Genomic DNA, 19,313 nt, shown 5'->3' on the forward strand with positions numbered 1-19,313 from the left:
GGCGACAGCCGATGGTCAAACTAATCTATGCAATCAAAAAGTGACCACGTCAGGAAAGAGTAGATTGGTCTTTCTTTTTTGGCTCCTTGCCGTTACCGACAGGTATTCTCCAGCCATAACGCTGGCTTGAAATATACCTGTCCCTGCTGAACCCATATCTATCTCATCCCGTTTCTTTAACTCATACTAAGTCCCAAGCTTTCTCTTCCCACGCTCCCGCGGGGGGACGGGAGATGCTAGCGCAGATCTCCCTTTCCATTCCCTCTGCGCTTTAACGCGTCACCCCATCCGTCCTCTTTCCGTCATTATTCTCGGAATATTCACGGCGGCTCGTAATGAGTCTCACGTATGTTCTCAGGCACGAAAAACAATGCCGAGAATAATGACTTCAATGCGAGGTTGGGGCGGGAAAATGTGAGCTTCTGAATCCACGCTGGGTCAATTAATTGTAAAGCGACACACCTTCAGGCTCTAATCTGTTCTTGCGTAATTTTTCTGATGAACCAATTTTTTCCTTTACTGTGTTGAAAGAAATTGAGTCTTGTGTGTTTTTCTGCTTTTTTACCCGTACAGTGTTTACTTATAGATACTGCTTTACTGTTTGATTGAACAAATTGTATCAACAGGTGTTAACAGTGGGGGGATAATGTGTTGGATAAAAATTTCATAAATCGATTACTATATATTGCTGCTATGCAGTGTTTGTTTTTTTGGGGAACGGTATTGCTGCATTGGATAGGTATTGCATGTGAACCTGACGGTTTTACTGTATCGCCATTTTGGCCATTAACTGGCTGGATTTTTATTTGCTATTGGTTTTTTGGAATTAGACCAACTGTTGCGATTGTAGCAGCCAACCTTGCAGTGTCATATTGGGCGTTGAATGATGTTGCTGGTGCAATCCTTTTTGGAATCATTAACTCCGTATCGCCTATTCTTTCCGTATTTATTTTACAGCGTATCCACTCCACAAAGAAGCTGGTTTTTACACTCAATACCTTGCTGTTGTTTATAACACTCGGAGCAGTGCTAACAGCCGGTGTTCAGGCAACGCTTGGTCTTCTTGCCAATATTTTTTGTGAGATTGTTGCTGTTCCTCATATTGAATTTTTTGAAACCTGGTTTCTTTCGGCATTATCAGGGATGGTCATTTTTGCGCCGATTTTCAAAAGAGTTTTTGATTTTGTGAGTGGTAGGGTTCAATTAACAGTCAGAACTGAGTTTCTGTTGTTATTGGCTGCAGATTTTTTTGCACGTTCTGTTTTGTTCAGCGGGGTAGTGCTTCCCAATAGCAGTTCATATCCGTTGACGTTTTTATTGATGCCTATTGCCTTTTGGGCAGGTTTACGGCTGACTTTTTCTGAACTGACAGTGTATGTTGTCGCGTTTTCTCTTGTTTCAATTTTAGGGACTACCTACTCTTTGGGGCCATTTAGTGGATTTGCTCCCCTTACCTCTCTTTTGCTTGTGCAGGTCTACGCCGTTACTCAGGCCGTTATGATGTACATTATCCATACGATTCTTGATGAACGTAAAAAGGAACATCAAAAATTGGAGCAGGTGCAGGATGCTACTATTATGACTCTTGCTTCACTAACGGAAACCCGTGACTCCGAAACCGGCTCTCATATTTTGCGGACAAAATCGTATGTTCGGGAGCTGACAGAAGAGTTACGAAGGCAGAATCTATTTACAGAAACCATCACCCAGTCTTTCATTGATGATATTACGAAGTCTGCACCACTGCATGATATTGGCAAGGTGGGCATTCCTGATTCAATTTTGTTGAAACCTGGAAGGTTGAGTAAAGAAGAGTTTGAGGTGATCAAAACACACCCTGTGCTTGGTGAACACGTGTTGCGTAGAACCGTTGCCGGACTTGGTAAGGGCTCATATTTAGAACTGGCAGTAGATATTGCAGGCACTCATCATGAAAAATGGGATGGAACGGGGTATCCATATGGCCTTCAAGGGGACAATATCCCCCTTGCAGGGAGAATTATGGCTGTGGCTGACGTCTATGATGCGTTGACCATGGAACGGGTCTATAAAGCTGGCATGTCACACGAGCAGGCTCTTGAGATTATGCTATCTGAACGTGGAAAGCATTTTGATCCGGTCATCTTGGATACCTTTGTGTCCATAGGAGATCGGATCAGTGACTTGTCTGCTAGTGTTGGCGTATTTGAAGAGCTTATGAAAGTGGAGTCTTCCATTAGGAATCAATATTGATTTGACGTAGAAAAGCCGGTGTTCATTAGGACACCGGCTTTGTAATGTATAGATGATGATACGTTAGCTTTTTGCTAACAGTTTGGTGTGAACTCAAGGGTTGCTTCAGCAATTTTATGTCCGTACTCAACGCATGCCTGAAGCTGCTGCTCGTCAGGAACAAATTTAATACGAAGTCCGTCGTCGATTCGTTTGATTTTCAGGTCATCGAGTGCACTGTTAATCTGACGTACACCTTCGCCACCCCACCCATATGAGCCGAATCCTGCGCCAAGTTTATTTTTAGGCTTGAGTCCTTTTATGTAATGGAGAAATGCTGCCATGCTCGGGATGACCCCGTTGTTGATTGTCGGGCTGCCCATAACAATGGTACTTGCGGTAAGGAATTCTTCCATAATGGCACCGCGATGCCATGTTTTAAGGCTGCACAGGGTTACTGGAACATTTTTTTCTTCAATGCCCTGCGCTATGGCTTTTGCCATAATCTCAGTGGACTTCCATTTGGTATCGTAGACCACGAGTACTTCTTTCTTGTGCTTCTGGCAGCTCCATTCAGCATAGGCTTGCAAAATTTTATCAGGGTGTGAACGCCAAATGTAACCATGGTCTGGAGCAATCATTTTGATACCAAGATTCATTGCATCCAAAGAACGAAGCGTTTTTTTGATCAGCGGTGAAAGCAGGTTCAGGTTGTTTGCATAAAAGAATTTTGCCCCTTTGATAGGTTCTGCAATATCCACTTCATCATCAAATCGGTTATCTGAAGCAATGTGTTGTCCAAATGCGTCATTGGAGAACAAAATGCCGTCTTCTTTCAGGTAGGAGAACATGGAGTCAGGCCAGTGGAGCATGCGGGTCATGATAAAATGAACTGTGCGAGCTCCCAAAGAGATTTCATCACCGCTCTTTACCACCTGAAAAGGCCAGCTTTTGTCATGGAAGTGCGCAATTATGGCGTCTTTACCAGCTGCTGAGCAGAAAATTTTCTCCGGTTTAATGGTCGAAATAATCTCTGGCAGGCTGCTTGAATGATCCGGCTCAACATGGTTAACAATCATGTAGTCGATTTTTTCCGGATCAATGATGTTACGTACCCGCTCCCAGAATTGATCTCTATGTGAATGTTTTACCCCGTCCACGAGGGTAATTTTTTCATCAACAATCAAGTAAGCGTTGTAGCTGGTTCCTGCGTACCCACTGGAAGCAGGGATATCGCGATCAACAGCACCAACCCAATAAATACCGTTTGCAAGCGTAATATCATTCATGTCTGACCTCTCCTCAATTTTCACTTGAAATGAAAAACAGATAACTCTAAAAAAGAAATTAATAGATTTGATTACTATTACTATTAATAAATCTATTCTTGTCATCTACCGTGTAGTGATGAACATTGCAAGATTAAACTTATTCTTTTCATATTGTTAGTTGTTTTTTGTGGTTTCATTTTGGCAGGTTACAGTTGCAAAGACATCCTTTGCTCTTCTGCTGAACCATTATGGAATGATTTTGTTATATAAAACGAGATGCATGGGGGTAAAATGGAAAAGGAATATCAGGATCTTACCGTAGATGAAGTACGGGACTTTATGTCTTCTTCACGGGAAGATGCGTATCAGTTAGTAGATGTACGTCAGCTTGAAGAATATGAAGAAGACCACCTTGCAGGCGCAATATTATTGCCTGTTGGAGAAATAGAGCAGCGAGCTTCTGAATTGTCTTCATCAAAAGATACGGTTGTATATTGTCTGTCAGGAAAACGCTCAGTTGCTGCTTCAGTCTTTTTAGCAAATCACCCTGAGTTTTCAGGAAAGATTTACAACATGCTTGGTGGATATCTTGAATGGGACGGTCATTACATTGAAGATATGCCGAATATAAAAGTTTTTGATTTAGAAGGCTCAGATGCTGACTTGCTGTATCAGGCAATGAATCTGGAAAAAGGTGCACATAAGTTTTATGAACTTGTTCTGGAACATTTTCCCGACGCGCCTTTCAGGTCCGTAATGGAGCAGCTCGTTAAGGCTGAAGAAGCCCATGCCCATATGATTTATAAGTTCTGGGAAAAAATGCAGCCGGATGCACCTTCATTCCAGTCAGTATACGAGTCATTGGATGGAGATATTCTGGAAGGGGGACTGGAATTTGATCAGTTGGCTGAACAGCTGCTTAATGAAGGAACTCAATGCCAGAACGTAATTGAAATGGCCATGGCAATTGAATTCTCTGCGTATGATCTCTACCGTAATATGGCGCACCTATATTCTGATTCACCGATAGAAAAACACTTTTTATCGCTGTGTCAGTCAGAGAAAGAACATATGCGTATTGCTGCTGAGGCACTTAATCACTGTAGATAATGTATGAGCCCCCGTTTTGAAAAATCAAAACGGGGGCTCATTTTGTTTACTTGTTCTTCTTCAAAATTACAGGCTGGGGTTGATTGCCTGTAAACTTAATGAGGAGCAATGATGCGGAAAGAACGATTCCGAATGCAGTCGCCATAAGCCCTCCAGTGCTCATTCCAGAGAATACGTTTACTGGTAATGAGATATTGAACCAGTTGGCGGTAATGAAGAGCGAAGTCAGTCCCAACGTAATTGTTGTAAAGTAGAACGGGAGCGCACTTGCTTTGCCGGCCGAAGACGTTTTTTGTTTTTGGGCAATTTTGAATATTGCAAACAGAGAAGATACAAATCCTGTTAAAATTAATCCCATAAGGACGTAGCCTTCTGTCTGTGTAGAGAACAGAGCGTTGGAGGATACAGCAATGTTTCCGTTTGCGATGAGCTCAATTGTTTTGTTCCCCACTGGGTTTTGGAGAACGTATTTTCCGTACCCCAGCTTTGTGTTCAATGTATCCATCATTTTGCTGAGGTGCAGGGTGAATATGAGCGGAATAAGCGCAGGCGAGTAAGCCTTGGCGTAATGCATCACAGAATCGCGTTTTGCTAACAGGAAGGAGGCTGCTGCTGTTCCGAACACGATGAGAGCCGGGAACAGGAATGTTACCCATCCAGCGGTAAGCCATTTATAACCGAAGATAGTTTCAGGCATTCCGATTGAGATGAGGTACTCCGGAATATAGTTAACAAAATGCTCCACTACGACCCATTCTTCACCAAATTCTTCAAACATGATGCCGAGAAGAAGAACTACGATGAAAACATGGGCGACTGTGCCTGCGCTTTTCCATAGTGCACGAAGCGGTTTGTGGAAGGAAAAGGAGATATTGTCGTTAGGGCATTCTTTTACACAATCAAAACACAGCAGACAGTTTTCCATTTCTTTTGGTGCACCCATGCAGATACCGGCAGGGCAAGCACGGAAACAAGCTTTCGTGCGACAGCTTTTGCAAACGTCTTTGTCAGAACAACGTAATCCAGCTGTGCCGAGTTTGGAGTACGCTCCGATAAATCCGCTGAGAGGGCAAAACGAATTACAGAAGGAATCTTTTTCAAAAATTAAGCCGATGAGAAAGGCAATTCCCAGCAGGCTGAGCAGGTAGACAGAAGTAAACCAGCTAAAGTGGTGCACTCCGTAAGAAACAATGACGGTATGCAGAGCAAAGAAACCGATAATGACAAACAATTTGTTTTTACGAATTGAAGCTGGAACCTTAACTTGCCAGCCAAGATGTCCGACTTTTTGTGTTATATATCGGAGAGGGCAGATTGTGCACCAGATACGGGATGAGATGAAGCCGGTAATGACAAGAGCAGGCCACCAGATGCACCAGACCCAGAAAGAGGTGATATTGGTGAACCGGTAGGCTTCAGTTGTTCCCGTAAAACCGAAAAAAGCCAGCGCAAAAAAAGCGATAAGGCCTATAATTTGTATTAATCCGGGAAAGTGCTTGCTTTTAAACAATGAGTTCGACGGCGTCGAAGCATTGCATTGTTTCTTTTGTGAACAATTCTCCATGAATGTAGTCTCCTATTTTCGTATATTTCCTTTGCACGTTATGAGGATAACGTTGGTGAGCAGAGGAACATATCAGTGTCGTTTGTGTTTTGATTATGCTGGAGGAGACTATGGGATGTTTTATGAAGAAATTATGAAGGAAGTTTCTGTGTTGATTTAAAGAATCCCTCTCCATTGAAAGTATGATGTATTCAGTGGAGAGGGATTTTACTTAGTAGGAACGTTAAGAGCGGGTGTGAGGTAAGATAATGTTTACTTTGCACCATTCATCTAATGAACTTTCAATGCTAATGCTGCCCCCGTGAAGTTCAACAATTTGTTTTACAATGGTGAGGCCAAGCCCTGTTCCACCATATTTATGAGAATGGGATTTTTCGACTCTGTAAAATTGCTCAAATACATTCTCTAGCTCACCATCTGGAATACCGGGGCCGGTATTATGAACGGAAAGAAAAATCGCATAGTTTTGTTCAAAAACTGAAATAGTGATCGACCCTGAAGGGATATTGTATTTGATGGCGTTGTCTACGATATTGATTACAACTCGGGTCAGATGATCGTTGTTTCCCATGTACGGCCGGCAGGGGAAGTTATTGAACCTGAGTGTGATATCCTTGTGTGACAGCAATTCCTTAAAGTCATCAATTACCTTTTCGCACAGTGAATTAAAACAAAGTCGTTCACGTTGGAGTTGGCCAAATTCTAGAAAAGAAAGTCCGAGAATATCTTGAGCCAGGCGGCTGGCTCGACGCAAGGTCTGTATCTGATTTTGCATCTGGATAAAATAACCTTCTGGCAGGTCTGTCCGTTGCTGCGATTCTTCAAGAAAAAGCCTTACGATAGTGATAGGTGTCTTCAATTCATGCGCAGCATCGGCAATATATCTTTTTTGTCGGCTGAAAGAATGATGAAGACGGTTGAACATGCTGTTTAAGGTTTGGGACAGCTCGTCTAGTTCATCATTGTTTTTTCGGACTGGCAGGCGTTTATCGAGCGTACCTTCATCAATTTCAGAAGCAAGTCTGTTGATGTTGCCCAGTGGACGGACTACCTGTCCTGCAACCCAGTAGCTTAACAGAATAAAAAGTATTGTAATAATGAAGAATCCCGTCAGGACGATGAAGAATATTTCTTGTTCTTCTTGAGCTATGGCCTCTCCTTTTGCATTGGCAATGGGGTATCCCAGCGTGAGAATATACATTGATCCTTCATAGATAAACTCTTGTGAATGTACCCATAGATGCAGGGTGGAGCCGTCTTTTGGAGTCAGCGCAACCATGTCGCCTCCTGTTTCAGAGGGAGGGAGATGCGTGGTTTTATTCTGTAAGGACTCGTAAAGAATGTTTCCCTCAGGGGTGCGGAGAACAATCCAGAAGGGCTCTGAATGGTTTTCATCCTCAATGGGGGTGAGAGCCGGATGGAGTGGATATTTTTTGAATGCATCTAAGCCATTTTCTGTGATTTGCCGGATCATCTGCTTTCCTGAGCGCAGGAGTAGGGTATCGTACGCAGAAAATGCCATTTCCCGCATTTCGACAAAAATATAGATAGAAAAAAGCAGCCCAACCAATATGCCGGAACAAGAAAACCATAACGAAATTTTATGTTTTATTTTCATGTACTACTCGGCAATGGTAAAACCGACGCCTCTTACCGTTTTAATGATTTGACGGTCAGAGTCGTTAATTTTTTTTCGTAAGTTTTTGATATGCACATCAATGAAGTTGGACATGGCAAACAGGTCATACTCTTCTCCCCAAACATGTTCAGCCAGACTGAAACGGGAAACTGCTCTGTTTTTATTGTAGAGCAGGAACTCGAGGATACTGAACTCCTTGGGAGTAAGTTCAAGGGGGATACCTTGGAAGTGTGCTGTTCTGGTGCGAGTGTCTACCTCCACCTCTTTTACAGAAAAAATGCTGGAGCGGTTGTCCCCTGCCCGTCGCAAAATAGAGCGAACTCTTGCCATGAGTTCATCCATGGAGAATGGCTTTGTCAGATAGTCATCAGCACCGGTATCCAGTCCTCTGACTCTGTCTTCTATGGCTTCACGGGAAGTGAGCATGATCACAGGTGTTGTGATGTCTGCTTTACGCAGCTCAGAGAGCACAGAAAAACCGGAACGTGCCGGAAGCATGATATCAAGCAGAACCAAGTCATATTGGTAGTCGAAAAGTTTGGTAAGACCTTCATCTCCATCATAAGCAACATCAACGTCGTACTTCATGGAAGTAAGAGCCTGTGCAATGGTGGAAACGATTTCCGGCTCGTCCTCAATAATAATAATCCTCATGGAAACTCCGTCAGAAGAGGCTTAATGAGAGCGATATCGGCGGAAATCAGCGTGCTAGAATAGATATTCCAGTAAGTATAAGGTGCCCATTCCAGAAAGAATGGTCAGGAAGATATTTTTTGTTTTATAGGAAATACAAAGCGCAACCAGTGCTGCAATCAGGCGTTCTTTTCCTGCAAGCTCCTGAACGGAGCCTTCATGAAAAAAAATAGCCGGAGCAACAAGGGCTGCTAAAACCGACGCGGGAATGAACCTGAGAATGTCGGCAAATTTGTCGCTCAGTTTAAACCGCTCTGCCGTGAGGATAAATGAGCCACGCATGAGCATGGTTACTATACCGATGGTGGTGATGACAATCCAGAATGTCAGGTTATACATGGTGCGCTCTTTGTTTTTTGCTGAAGAAGTATCCGGCAAAAATTCCGGTAAATGCACCTGCCATCAGACCCATATTATATGGGAGAGAGACCGACAGAATCGCTACAAGCGCTGCAACACCTGCGGCAAGCGCTGTTGCGCGGTCTGTTATGTTTGGCATCAGTAAGGCAAGGAACGTGAGGGGCACGGCAAAGTCAAAAGACCATTCTGGCGGTATAAGTGCGCCGAAAAAAATGCCCCCGATGGTGGCTGCCATCCATGTGACATACAAAGAGACACATGCTCCTAAAAAGAAAGGCGCTCTCTGAAATGGACTGTTTTTTTTAGTGAATTCCACAATGGAGACAGCGTATGCCTGATCGGACAAGGTGTATGCAAGAAACAACCGTTGCCAGATCGAAATTTTGCCGAGGTACGGTGTGATTGAGGCGCTGTACATGATGAATCTGAGGTTGATCATGATGGTAGTTGCGACAATCATGATTGCGGTGCTGTTTTCGGCAAGTAATTGGGCTGCAGTAACTTGCGCTGCACCCGCGAACATGAACAGCGTCATAAAAATAGCATTAACAGGGGAAACTCCTGCAGCTATTGTCACGACTCCTGTGAGCATTCCAAAAGGAACGATTCCCGGCATGACAGGGATAATCGTGCTGGCACCTATAAGGAAGGATTCTTTTGCGGATCGGGTTGTTGGCATCCCCTGAGAATACTATTCTAACGAGTGTCTGTCGATGGCTTTTGATGCCGATCCGCAAGCTTTGCCCCTGTTATCCGGTTTGCCATGCCTGTTGTTCCGGGTGCTGCATTGTATGTACAACAACTGGAAGCTCTACAGGTGCAATAGGGCGCGAAAACAAATAGCCCTGCGAATAATCGCAGCCAGCTTCAAGTAACATTATGCGTTGCTCTTCTTCTTCCACACCTTCTGCAACAACAGTAAGCCCGAGCGCATGTGCCAGCGCAATGACAGCTTTGACGATTTCATAGTTTGCCGGATTTTTTTCCATATCTTTAACAAAGCTTCTGTCAATTTTCAGAGTGCTGATGGGGAATTGTTGCAGATACATCAACGATGAGTACCCAGTCCCAAAATCATCAATGCACAGCTCAACCCCAAGCGATCTCAGGCGACGCAGGGTAATATCTGCATAGTCAGGATTTTCCATAAGCATGGTTTCCGTCACTTCAAGTCGCAGGCATTGCGGCGGTAGCTCGGTTTCTTTCAATATTCTGGATACAGTGTCTGTTAGTTCAAGGTCGGAAAGCTGACGCGCGGAAAGATTGACATTAACTTTCAAATTCTTGAATAGCGGATTTTCGTTACGCCATGCGGCAAGAGTGGCGCATGCCTCTCTTAGTACCCACTCTCCAAGCTCCAGAATGAGACCGGTTTCTTCTGCAAGCGGAATAAATTTGCCCGGCGAAATAATGGCACCCTGACGGTTTTTCCATCGGACAAGCGCTTCAAATCCCGTGATGCTCCTATTGTGGGTGTTAACCACAGGTTGATATTCAAGGAAAAATTCTTCGTTGATAAGAGCACTATGAAGATCCAGCTCCATGCTGATGAGCTTGAGTGCTTTGGAAAAAATGTGTGAGTCGTAGACCGCAACACCGTCTGTTCCGTTAGAACGTCCGTGATTAAGTGCGATATGTGCGTTTTGCAGATAGCGCTCTGCAGTATTCACTTCAGGGTCGGCGTGCATGATACCGAAGCTGGCCGACATATGAATTTGCTTATTGTTCCAGAGGATCGGACGCTTGATGCTGTGTATGAGCGTATCAATGAACCTATGGACGGATTCGTGTCCTGTTGTGTCTTCACACAGGAGAACAAACTCATCCCCGCCGATTCTGAAAACAGTATCAATACCGTATGTAACGGCTTGAAGCCTGTCTGCAAGCTTGCAAAGAATCGCATCCCCCGCAGTGTGTCCAAGAGAGTCATTGATGTTCTTAAAGCGGTCGATATCCATGTACAGAATGGAGAAATTCCATCGTGAACATTTTGTTGCCCGTTCTATGGCCTGCTCAATCCTTTCGAGGCATTTTGATCTGTTAGGAAGTTTCGTAAGGCTGTCATGCCATGTGAAGTGGGTAAGTTGCTGTACAACATTATGGTGGGCGGTAACATCATGGCAAAATGCCCTGATGCCGCAGTGGCACCCTTGGGAATCAACGGCGCGGTTTGCTTCAAATTTCATCCACCGCTTTTTGCTGTCTGGCAGGCGAATTTGAAACTCAGCGCAGGCATAGTGTTCACCGTTATGTAGCTTGCACCACACTCCGTTCCATAGCGAGAGATGCTCTTCAACTATGATTGCTTCCATGAAGCGAGGATTGCGGTAAAAATGTTCCGCTTCGTACCCGCAGCAGGTTTCGCATGCATTGGAAACAACTTTTAGTGCTCCATCTGCAGCGTACCAAAACTCCCATAATGGTGAATGAAGTACCATATCACTGGTGAAATCGTGGAAAGAAGCGCGCTGTGCTGTTTTACTAGTAATTGGCGATGGTACAGCTGTTTTATCTGTCTTTCCTGCCATATCTAACTCCCTGTAGCTTTTAGATTATGCAGGATGAACCCCGTTGTGATGACAAAGAAAACATACAAATTGGTTGTCTCCTGTTTGTAGTGCCGTGGAGAAAACACAAACGTGTGTCGATAGAATTCGCTAAGTTATTACATAAAAAAAGGTGATTAGGGAACTGAATAAAAAATAAAGCACCCTGTACTGAAGTAAAGTTCAGTACAGGGTGCTTTGTAATTTTGTAATGTAATAAGCAGTAATTATGCAGCAATATGTGCTAACACTTCTTTAGCTGCCTCATGTTCAGGGTCGAGGCGTAAAATTTCTTTGAATTCTTCAATAGACTCATCTTTGCGGTCTGTAGAGAAGAGGCAGGTAGCGTAAGAGAAACGTACTGCAGTGTCTGTATTGTCTTCTTCCAGAGCTCTGGAAAATACAGGAAGAAGTTCATCTACACGTTCTGTGCTGTAACCTAGCTGAAGCAGGCCGTTTAACGCAACTTTGTTAATAGGATCAATGGAAAGAGCAATAAGGAACTGTTTGAAGCTCTCGTCATTTTTGCCCTGTTCAGCAAGAACAAGTCCGATACCCGCATGTGCTTTTGCACTTTTTTCTACTGCTGCGGCTTTCATGTATAAAGCTAATGCGGAGTCGTAGTCTCCTTCAAAGACACTTACAGCAGCAAGACCGATGATCGGTTCACAAGATTCGCTGTTAGCTTCAATAGCAGCTTTAAAGCATTCGGTTGCTTCCGCGGTATCGCCTAATGCGAGATTGTATTCGCCAAGTACTTTTAATGTCTGGTAATCGCTCATTCGGGTATCCTTATTTAGTTTAGCTACATCCCCACAATTTCACACGATTAGGCGTGTAGGAAAAATAGTTCAGATTTTGTGTAGTCGCAAAGTATGTAGCAACTAACATGCCAAGAAAAATCATCATTCATTTTCTCTTAGTGACAAATCTCCGTCACTGTTTCTGCTTTTTTCGGTTGAGCATTAAAGGCTCTGCAATAAATCTCATTATAAACAGCATGTTATAAGTGTGGAACACCTTTTGCTTAATCGTGAGTACCGTTGCCTCTTTTTTCATAACTGACGCATCGGCAAGATTTACTGAAAGGGAGGATACCTGCATGAAAGGTCTATTTGAGAGCCATACATTGCTGAGCGCAAAAGTTATGGACATGCAGTTGCAGCGTCAGAATGTCGTCATGAGTAACATGGCGAACATTAAAACCCCCGGGTACCTCGCTCGCAGGGTTAAATTTGAAGAAGATCTTCAAAAAGCGCTGAACCTTGATGCTCGTGGAAAAATGACACGTACATCCGGCAAACATGTTCCTGCAGTGTTCGATGAGAAAAAATTCGGAGCTGAGTGGGAAAAAGATATGCCACTTCGTATCGTTCACGGTGAAGACCGAGTTGATATGGATAAAGAAATGGCAGTGATGGCTAAAAACACCATGCGTTACAACACACTGGCAACAGTGATGAAAAGCAATTTTGAGGGCATGAAAAATGTCATCTCAAGTGGAGCTAAATAATGGATTTCATGACAGCACTCGATATCGGGGCTTCTGCGCTCAGTACTGAGCGTACAAGCATGAACATTATTTCAATGAACCTTGCAAACGCTAAAACTACCCGTACTCCTGAAGGCGGCCCGTACCGACGCAAGACTGTTGTTTTGCAGGCTACCGAGGTTGACCATCCGTTCAGCAAGCAGATGAAGACTGCAATGGACAGGGACTTACGCGGTGTTCGTGTTCAGCAGGTAGCTCAGGATAAGCGTCCTCTTAAACGCGTATATGAGCCGGGACATCCGGATGCGAATGAGGAAGGATATGTGTTTTATCCGGACATTAACGTTGTGGAAGAAATGGCAAGTATGATGACTGCTCAGCGAAGCTATGACGCAAACATCTCTTCAATGGATGCAGTCAAAACCATGTACAACAAAGCACTGGAACTTGGCCGCGGCTAAGTCAGTCTGTTCAGGAGTAAGCAATGTCCATTCAGAATGTAGGAATGAAAGCATATTCCGAAGCCTTAAAAAGCTTCGCTTCCGGTACTCACAAGGTGCAGAAGTCCGCTGCATCCGAAGAGAAAGTAACCAGTTCCTTTATGGAAACTGTTGAAGCATCTGTGAAGAAAGTAAACGAAATGCAGCAGAATAAAGCTGCAATGGTTGAATCTTTCGCTTCAGGTGAACAGCAAAACGTACACGAACTTATGATTTCGTTACAGAAAGCCAGCGTAGCAATGAATCTTACGTCCGCCGTACGTAATAAGGTTCTCAACGCATATAATGAAATCAGCAAAATGCAGTTCTAGTCCCTACTGTTAAATATCGCCTTTTATTAACTGTATTTTTTCGGAGTAAATAATGTCCCCCATGTTAAACGATGCTGTTGATCGCACGAAAAATTTCTGGTCGAGCATTACCCTGTCGCAAAGGGTATTTATCGGCGGTCTTGCTGTTACAGTAGTAGGCATATTCTTTGCCTTGCTGTTCTGGCTTAATAAGCCAGATATGCAGTTGCTGTACTCAAATCTGGCTCTTGAGGATGCGAATAGAATCGTCAAAGTTTTGCAGGCTGAAAAGGTTGCATACAGCTTGGAAAACAGCGGTTCCACCATCCTTGTTCCGGCTGACAAAGTATACGATATGCGTATCAAGATTGCCGGTGACGGTGGTTTAACAGGGCAGGGCATTGGCTTTGAAGTGTTTGACGACGTGAAGGTCGGTCAGACAGAGTTTGTACAGAAAATTAACTACCAGCGTGCTTTGCAGGGCGAACTGAGCCGTACCATTACGGAATTCCCTGCGGTTGAGTCTGCAAGAGTGCATTTGGTAATTCCTCAGAAAAGCTTGTTCATTGAGGAAGAAATGCCGCCGTCCGCTTCTGTTGTTTTGACCCTTGGTGAAGGGAAGAAAATGACAAACAAGGACGTGACAGCGGTAGTAAACCTCTTAACCATGTCTGTTGAAGGTCTGCAGAAAAGCCGTGTTTCAGTGGCAGACACGAAAGGTACTGTGCTCTATCATCCTGAAGATGAAACTTCCATCGAAGGCATGACAGCAACACAGTTTGACCACAAACAGACTATCCAGAGAAATCTGGAAATGCGCATCCAAGATCTTCTGTATCCGATCATCGGTGCAGGTAAGGTGATTGCGAAAGTTAACGCAGACCTTGATTTCAGCCAGAAAACAATTCGTAAGGAACTGTTTGATCCTGAGAGCTCCGTTGTTCGTTCCGAGCAGAAAAGCGCGGAAACAACAAGCGGTCGTGCTAACATGGAGGCTGGCAGTGCAGATGCAAACTTCAGAGGCGACGGTATCAACGGCAGCTTGAGCCAGCAGGACGCAACCCGCGAAACATCCACAACAAACTACGAGATCAATAAAGAAGAGCAGAATATCGTGACCCCTGTGGGTCAGATAGATCGCCTTAGCATCGCGGTTGTTGTTGATGGTATGTACGCAGCGGATCCTGAGACCGGCGCAATGGTATTCACCCCGCGTACTGAAGAAGAGATGGCACGCATTAACGCTCTGGTTTCCAAAGCTGTTGGTTTTGAATCAGCACGCGGTGATGCTATCGAAGTTTCCTGCATCGCTTTCGGCGAGCTGAATGTAGAGCAGGAACGCAGCCTTGCAGAGGTTATTGGCGATTACGCATTACGCATGGGTAAACCGATCCTCAACGCAGTACTCGTCTTCCTCTTCCTTCTCCTTATTGTTCGTCCGGTTATCCTCGCACTTATTCGACCAAAAGTTGAAGCAGGTGAGGTTATGGAAGGGCTTGAAGGTCTTCCAATGGGCGAAGAGCGCATAGCGCTTATTGAAGGTGAAGAAGAATTGGATGCACTGGATGCACTGAAGAAGATCGAAGACATTAAGGCGCATGCATTACAGATTTCAGAACAGAACATGGAACAAGCTGTAGGCATCTTGAAGTCTTGGCTTAAAGATACCGGAGGACATAAAGTTGGCCACTCAGCTTAAAGGCGCGGATAAGACCGCCGTATTACTTCTGGCGATGGGAGATAAGTTCACCGCCGAGACGTTCAAGCGTCTCGACCGTGCAGACATCGCTCATATTTCAAAAGCCATGATGGAGCTGGACACAGTTCCAAAAGAAGATGTTGAAGATATCTTACGTGAGTTCCATCACTCAATGATCTCAGGCAAAGATATGATTACCGGTGGCGAAGATGCTACCCGTCGTATGCTCCTGAAGAACCTTGATAGTGAAACAGCCAAGTACATCATGGATACTCTTGAGCTGGATAACGGTCCTGCACCGTTCCGTGAACTTGAAAACGTAAGTCCTCGAATCCTTGCCCAGATCCTGCGTAACGAACATCCGCAGACACTGGCACTTATTCTCGGTCACCTGCATTCAGATCAGGCAGCAGAGCTTATCCAGATGCTCCCTGCCGGTATCAGACCGGAAGTGCTTATGCGTCTCGCCCGTCTCGAAGCAGTACCGGAAGATATGCTTATGGCAGTAGACAAAGTATTGCAGAGCCAGCTTATCGCAATGGGCGGCAAGGAAGGCAAGAAAGTGGGCGGCATCGCTGCTGTTGCAGAAATTCTCAACGCAGTGGATCGCGCTACCGAAGAAGAAGTACTCGCAGAGATCGAAGAAGAATCTGTACAGATGGCAGAAGACATTCGAAACCTCATGTTCGTATTCGAAGACGTGGCAACACTGGATGGCCGTGCAATCCGCGAAGTGCTGAAAGAAGTATCCAACGACGATATGACTCTGGCACTCAAAGGTGCATCCGAAGACATGCAGGACGTATTCTTCAGCAACATGTCCGAACGTGCATCCAAAATGATCAGGGAAGATTTGGAGATCATGGGACCTACAAAGCTTTCAGATGTAGAGGGTGCACAGCAGGCGATCGTAAAAATTGTTCGTCGTCTGGAAATGGAAGGACGTATAGCCATCGGACGTGGAGGCAACGATGTATTCATTTAACACAAGTTCTGATTCAATTGTATCTGCTCCGGCAATGCCGAAATTCGATGACCGTGGTATCAGCGAACTGCTCAATGACGCTGCAGGAAAAGACATGGCACATGCTTACAGCGCAGCTTTTGATGCGGTTTCCAGCGAAGCTGAATTTTCTTTCCATGAAGAGGACAACGATATTGCTGTTCCTAAGCTTGATGACCGTGGAGTCTGCGAGCTGCTTGAAGAAGATATTTGTACTGCTGAACCGGCACAGGTTGCAGAACCGGTTGTTGAACAGCATCAGGCTGCCTTCTTTAGCACTATGTCTGATCGTGCTTTCAAGACTGTTGATGATCTGGAGAATATTGTTGCGACAAAGCTTTCAGATATCGCTGGCAGTCAGCAGGAACTCATGGAACGTATCAAAATGAACGGACGATTTGCCGCAGGGCACGGAGGATACAATGCCTATGTCTAACAGTACTTCTGAATCCGTATTGTCCTACGCAGTAGAACAGAAATTTGACAGCCGCGGCAGTCGTGAATTGCTGAATGAAGCATCAATTGATGATATGCTGGCACATAACGACGCGTTTTTCAGCAATGTTTCTGACCGTGTTTTCAAAGCGATAAAAGGAAACATGGAAGATATTATTTCTGCAAGTCTTTCCGGTGTGGTCAGCACACCCAAAGCTATGTCTCATCTTGACGTGAAGGGAGGCGTAGGAGGCAGCGATGCCTACCTCTAACGTTATTTCCGCAGAAATGTTAGCTGAGCCGGCTACACCTAAAGGTGTAGCTGCGTGGGGTACCATTTTTACCGGCCCCGGTTCTGCCAATGAACATACCCTTGAAGGGATGGAAGGCTCCCGATCAGGCCAGTGGGATGATGCCACAGAAGCCATGTACATGGAGCGTGTTCGTGAGCGCGCTGCAGAGCGTGCTTCTGGAATTCTTGCCAAAGCACGTGAGGAAGCGGAGTGGCTTAAAGAAAAAGCGCGTCAGGAAGGGTATGAGCAAGGTTGCCAGCGTGCTCAGGATGAACTGACCGCGTTGCAACAGCAGCATGCAGACTCAGTTTCAAGTGTGCTGGGTGCCATTCAAGGGCAATGCTCAAATATTTTTGACAGCTGGCGCGGTGACTTGGTTGCCATCGTCCGCTCTGCCGTCGAGCGTATGTGCGCTGTGGAGATGTCAGAAAACCGTCAGGCATCTTTGGAAAAGCTGTTTTCAGAGGCTGTTCAGATTTTGGATGAGCGCAGGCAGCTTGTTATTACCGTACATCCTGATGATGAAGAGATGGTCACAGGTATTATCCAGAACGCACAGCAGCACTACACCGGTCTTGAAGCCTGGAAGGTCAAAGCTTCTGCAGCGGTTGCTGCAGGCGGCATCCTTGTTGAGAGTCAGGATGGTATGGTCGACAATACTATCACCAGCCGTCGCGTAGCTGTAGATGAAATTTTAGACCAGCTTATGATTCCAGAGGATCAAATATGATCGATCCGCATGGTGCCCTTGAGATGCTGAACAACCTTGAGCCGAGCCAGTCATTTGGCAAGGTGAACAAGGTTGTTGGTCTGATCGTTGAAGGGTGTGGAATTAAAGCTCCACTTGGGGCTGTTTGCCAGCTTATTCCTGAAGATGGTGCTGAACAGATTCCTGCAGAAGTCGTTGGATTTCGTGACGGTAATATTCTGTTCATGCCGTATGGTGACATGCGTGGCATTAAACCGGGCTCACTTATTCGTAACTCAAGTTTGCCGCCGACATTTCCTGTGGGAAATGACATGCTCGGCAAGGCATTTGATGCATTCGGTAACGAGCTTGGCACTGAAACCCCGATGCACACTGCTGAAGGGTATAAGCCGCTGTATGCAACTCCGCCTAACCCGCTTTCCCGTGCTCGAATTGTAGAGCCGCTGGACGTTGGCGTTCGTTCTATCAATAGCTTGATTACCTTGGGTAAAGGGCAGCGTGTCGGTATTATGGCTGGTTCCGGTGTTGGTAAATCTACCCTGATGGGTATGATGGCTCGATACACTGAGGCAGACATCAACGTGATTGCGCTTATCGGGGAACGTGGCCGTGAGGTTCTTGAATTTATTGAAAAGGATCTCGGGCCGGAAGGGATGAAGCGCTCAGTATTGCTTGTGGCAACGTCTGACCAGTCACCGTTGGTGCGTATGCGTGCAGCTTATGCTGCAACAGCAGTGGCGGAGTTTTATCGTGATCAGGGCAAAAACGTTCTGCTCATGATGGACTCAGTAACCCGTTTTGCAATGGCAGCCCGAGAAGTTGGACTTGCAACAGGTGAACCACCAACCACAAAGGGATACACTCCTACGGTATTCACCCAGCTTCCAAAGTTATTGGAACGGGCAGGCAACAGTGACAAAGGCAGCATCACCGGAATCTATACAGTACTTGTAGACGGCGATGACTTTAATGAGCCGATTGCTGATGCTGTGCGTTCAATTCTTGACGGTCATATTGTGCTGACACGTGATCTTGCGGATAACGGACATTATCCTGCAATTGATGTGTTGAAGTCTGTATCCCGTTTGCGTGGCGATATTTGCTCGCGTGAGGTTATTGACGAAGGACAGTCTGTAACCAAGCTGCTGGCCGCCTACCAGAAAGTGGAAGATATGGTAAACATTGGTGCGTACTCTCACGGGTCAAACCCTGTGGTGGATAAGGCTATTTCAATGGTGCCGCTAGTAAATGAATTTTTGCAGCAGCGAGTAGAGGAACCTTGTAATATTGAGGACTCTTATTCCCAGTTGCATACTCTGGTACAACAATAAACCGGAGCAGTTGACGACAACGGGAAGGGACGCCCGTACTCCAGCGCACTGTATCGGCGATATGACAGTACGCCTTGTCTAAAGCTTGCTTTGTTTAATGCAGTACACAATAAAAAATGCCGTGTCTTTTTAAGACACGGCATTTTTTATTGTGTAAAGGTGTAGAG

Annotated in this window: 19 protein-coding genes; 11 read left to right on the forward strand and 8 right to left on the reverse strand. The window is 45.2% G+C overall.

Translation table 11 applies throughout. The features are described 5' to 3' along the window. The first annotated feature begins 723 nt into the window (after positions 1 to 723). Positions 724 to 2,232: an HD domain-containing phosphohydrolase gene (locus SP90_RS08275; RefSeq protein WP_066854480.1), complete on the forward strand. Its 1,509-nt coding sequence runs from the start codon at positions 724 to 726 to the stop codon at positions 2,230 to 2,232. Positions 2,233 to 2,306: 74 nt separating this feature from the next. Here SP90_RS08275 and SP90_RS08280 read toward each other — a convergent pair whose 3' ends face one another. After that, positions 2,307 to 3,500: an FprA family A-type flavoprotein gene (locus SP90_RS08280; RefSeq protein ID WP_066854482.1), complete on the reverse strand. Its 1,194-nt coding sequence runs from the start codon at positions 3,498 to 3,500 to the stop codon at positions 2,307 to 2,309. A 273-nt stretch (positions 3,501 to 3,773) separates the two neighbouring features. Between SP90_RS08280 and SP90_RS08285 the strand changes: the two genes are divergently transcribed. Then, complete coding sequence (locus SP90_RS08285) at positions 3,774 to 4,592, forward strand: rhodanese-like domain-containing protein (RefSeq protein WP_066854484.1); 819 nt, start codon at positions 3,774 to 3,776, stop codon at positions 4,590 to 4,592. Between the two features lie 46 nt (positions 4,593 to 4,638). Here SP90_RS08285 and SP90_RS08290 read toward each other — a convergent pair whose 3' ends face one another. From SP90_RS08290 to SP90_RS08320, 7 genes are all read right to left on the reverse strand, one after another. Next, complete coding sequence (locus tag SP90_RS08290) at positions 4,639 to 6,156, reverse strand: 4Fe-4S binding protein (protein WP_066854486.1); 1,518 nt, start codon at positions 6,154 to 6,156, stop codon at positions 4,639 to 4,641. A 223-nt stretch (positions 6,157 to 6,379) separates the two neighbouring features. Beyond that, positions 6,380 to 7,774: a sensor histidine kinase gene (locus SP90_RS08295; RefSeq protein ID WP_066854488.1), complete on the reverse strand. Its 1,395-nt coding sequence runs from the start codon at positions 7,772 to 7,774 to the stop codon at positions 6,380 to 6,382. A gap of 3 nt (positions 7,775 to 7,777) precedes the next feature. After that, entirely contained in the window at positions 7,778 to 8,449 is a 672-nt protein-coding gene (locus SP90_RS08300) for a response regulator transcription factor (protein WP_066854490.1), read from the reverse strand. A 54-nt stretch (positions 8,450 to 8,503) separates the two neighbouring features. After that, positions 8,504 to 8,827, reverse strand: coding sequence for an AzlD domain-containing protein (locus SP90_RS08305; protein WP_066854493.1), 324 nt, complete (start codon positions 8,825 to 8,827; stop codon positions 8,504 to 8,506). Next, on the reverse strand, positions 8,820 to 9,527 hold the full coding sequence (locus SP90_RS08310) for an AzlC family ABC transporter permease (protein ID WP_066854495.1): 708 nt from the start codon (positions 9,525 to 9,527) through the stop codon (positions 8,820 to 8,822). The genes SP90_RS08305 and SP90_RS08310 overlap by 8 nt, the downstream gene beginning before the upstream one ends. Before the next feature lie 70 nt (positions 9,528 to 9,597). Next, positions 9,598 to 11,376, reverse strand: a complete 1,779-nt coding sequence (locus SP90_RS08315; RefSeq protein ID WP_066854497.1) for a sensor domain-containing protein — start codon at positions 11,374 to 11,376, stop codon at positions 9,598 to 9,600. Positions 11,377 to 11,621: 245 nt separating this feature from the next. Further along, a complete protein-coding gene (locus tag SP90_RS08320) occupies positions 11,622 to 12,176 on the reverse strand; it encodes a tetratricopeptide repeat protein (RefSeq protein WP_066854499.1) in 555 nt (184 codons plus the stop codon). 320 nt (positions 12,177 to 12,496) lie between these two features. On the opposite strand from SP90_RS08320, the gene flgB reads away from it, so the two are divergent. From flgB to SP90_RS08365, 9 genes are read left to right on the forward strand one after another with little or no spacing between them, the layout of a single operon-like run. Then, positions 12,497 to 12,907, forward strand: a complete 411-nt coding sequence (flgB, locus tag SP90_RS08325; RefSeq protein WP_066854501.1) for a flagellar basal body rod protein FlgB — start codon at positions 12,497 to 12,499, stop codon at positions 12,905 to 12,907. Beyond that, positions 12,907 to 13,347 (forward strand): flagellar basal body rod protein FlgC, encoded by a 441-nt coding sequence (flgC, locus tag SP90_RS08330; RefSeq protein WP_066854503.1) that lies wholly within the window; start codon positions 12,907 to 12,909, stop codon positions 13,345 to 13,347. The genes flgB and flgC overlap by 1 nt, the downstream gene beginning before the upstream one ends. Before the next feature lie 23 nt (positions 13,348 to 13,370). Then, on the forward strand, positions 13,371 to 13,697 hold the full coding sequence (gene fliE, locus SP90_RS08335) for a flagellar hook-basal body complex protein FliE (RefSeq protein ID WP_066854505.1): 327 nt from the start codon (positions 13,371 to 13,373) through the stop codon (positions 13,695 to 13,697). A 52-nt stretch (positions 13,698 to 13,749) separates the two neighbouring features. Next, positions 13,750 to 15,375 carry a flagellar basal-body MS-ring/collar protein FliF gene (gene fliF / locus SP90_RS08340; protein WP_066854507.1) on the forward strand — a complete coding sequence of 542 codons (1,626 nt, stop codon included), beginning with the start codon at positions 13,750 to 13,752 and terminating at the stop codon, positions 15,373 to 15,375. Between the two features lie 34 nt (positions 15,376 to 15,409). Further along, on the forward strand, positions 15,410 to 16,360 hold the full coding sequence (gene fliG, locus SP90_RS08345) for a flagellar motor switch protein FliG (protein ID WP_231895549.1): 951 nt from the start codon (positions 15,410 to 15,412) through the stop codon (positions 16,358 to 16,360). Then, positions 16,347 to 16,814 (forward strand): hypothetical protein, encoded by a 468-nt coding sequence (locus tag SP90_RS08350; protein ID WP_066854514.1) that lies wholly within the window; start codon positions 16,347 to 16,349, stop codon positions 16,812 to 16,814. The genes fliG and SP90_RS08350 overlap by 14 nt, the downstream gene beginning before the upstream one ends. Next, complete coding sequence (locus SP90_RS08355; protein WP_157471231.1) at positions 16,807 to 17,085, forward strand: hypothetical protein; 279 nt, start codon at positions 16,807 to 16,809, stop codon at positions 17,083 to 17,085. Before SP90_RS08350 ends, SP90_RS08355 begins: the two co-directional genes overlap by 8 nt. Then, positions 17,072 to 17,836, forward strand: a complete 765-nt coding sequence (locus tag SP90_RS08360) for a FliH/SctL family protein (RefSeq protein ID WP_082936362.1) — start codon at positions 17,072 to 17,074, stop codon at positions 17,834 to 17,836. Before SP90_RS08355 ends, SP90_RS08360 begins: the two co-directional genes overlap by 14 nt. Continuing rightward, entirely contained in the window at positions 17,833 to 19,146 is a 1,314-nt protein-coding gene (locus tag SP90_RS08365) for a FliI/YscN family ATPase (protein WP_066854518.1), read from the forward strand. Before SP90_RS08360 ends, SP90_RS08365 begins: the two co-directional genes overlap by 4 nt. Positions 19,147 to 19,313 lie beyond the last annotated feature (167 nt).

The sequence above is a fragment of the Halodesulfovibrio spirochaetisodalis genome (genome assembly GCF_001672295.1).
Lineage (GTDB): Bacteria > Desulfobacterota > Desulfovibrionia > Desulfovibrionales > Desulfovibrionaceae > Halodesulfovibrio > Halodesulfovibrio spirochaetisodalis.

What these genes read in the sequence shown, in the direction of transcription:
- SP90_RS08310 (WP_066854495.1), bottom strand. Translation starts at nt 9,527, where the DNA reads ATGCCAACAACCCGATCCGCAAAAGAATCCTTCCTTATAGGTGCCAGC.
- SP90_RS08320 (WP_066854499.1), bottom strand. Translation starts at nt 12,176, where the DNA reads ATGAGCGATTACCAGACATTAAAAGTACTTGGCGAATACAATCTCGCA.
- SP90_RS08300 (WP_066854490.1), bottom strand. Translation starts at nt 8,449, where the DNA reads ATGAGGATTATTATTATTGAGGACGAGCCGGAAATCGTTTCCACCATT.
- flgC (WP_066854503.1), top strand. Translation starts at nt 12,907, where the DNA reads ATGGATTTCATGACAGCACTCGATATCGGGGCTTCTGCGCTCAGTACT.
- SP90_RS08365 (WP_066854518.1), top strand. Translation starts at nt 17,833, where the DNA reads ATGATCGATCCGCATGGTGCCCTTGAGATGCTGAACAACCTTGAGCCG.
- SP90_RS08350 (WP_066854514.1), top strand. Translation starts at nt 16,347, where the DNA reads ATGTATTCATTTAACACAAGTTCTGATTCAATTGTATCTGCTCCGGCA.
- fliE (WP_066854505.1), top strand. Translation starts at nt 13,371, where the DNA reads ATGTCCATTCAGAATGTAGGAATGAAAGCATATTCCGAAGCCTTAAAA.
- SP90_RS08285 (WP_066854484.1), top strand. Translation starts at nt 3,774, where the DNA reads ATGGAAAAGGAATATCAGGATCTTACCGTAGATGAAGTACGGGACTTT.
- SP90_RS08305 (WP_066854493.1), bottom strand. Translation starts at nt 8,827, where the DNA reads ATGTATAACCTGACATTCTGGATTGTCATCACCACCATCGGTATAGTA.
- SP90_RS08295 (WP_066854488.1), bottom strand. Translation starts at nt 7,774, where the DNA reads ATGAAAATAAAACATAAAATTTCGTTATGGTTTTCTTGTTCCGGCATA.
- flgB (WP_066854501.1), top strand. Translation starts at nt 12,497, where the DNA reads ATGAAAGGTCTATTTGAGAGCCATACATTGCTGAGCGCAAAAGTTATG.
- fliF (WP_066854507.1), top strand. Translation starts at nt 13,750, where the DNA reads ATGTCCCCCATGTTAAACGATGCTGTTGATCGCACGAAAAATTTCTGG.
- SP90_RS08290 (WP_066854486.1), bottom strand. Translation starts at nt 6,156, where the DNA reads ATGGAGAATTGTTCACAAAAGAAACAATGCAATGCTTCGACGCCGTCG.
- SP90_RS08315 (WP_066854497.1), bottom strand. Translation starts at nt 11,376, where the DNA reads ATGGCAGGAAAGACAGATAAAACAGCTGTACCATCGCCAATTACTAGT.
- SP90_RS08280 (WP_066854482.1), bottom strand. Translation starts at nt 3,500, where the DNA reads ATGAATGATATTACGCTTGCAAACGGTATTTATTGGGTTGGTGCTGTT.
- SP90_RS08360 (WP_082936362.1), top strand. Translation starts at nt 17,072, where the DNA reads ATGCCTACCTCTAACGTTATTTCCGCAGAAATGTTAGCTGAGCCGGCT.
- SP90_RS08355 (WP_157471231.1), top strand. Translation starts at nt 16,807, where the DNA reads ATGTCTAACAGTACTTCTGAATCCGTATTGTCCTACGCAGTAGAACAG.
- fliG (WP_231895549.1), top strand. Translation starts at nt 15,410, where the DNA reads ATGGGAGATAAGTTCACCGCCGAGACGTTCAAGCGTCTCGACCGTGCA.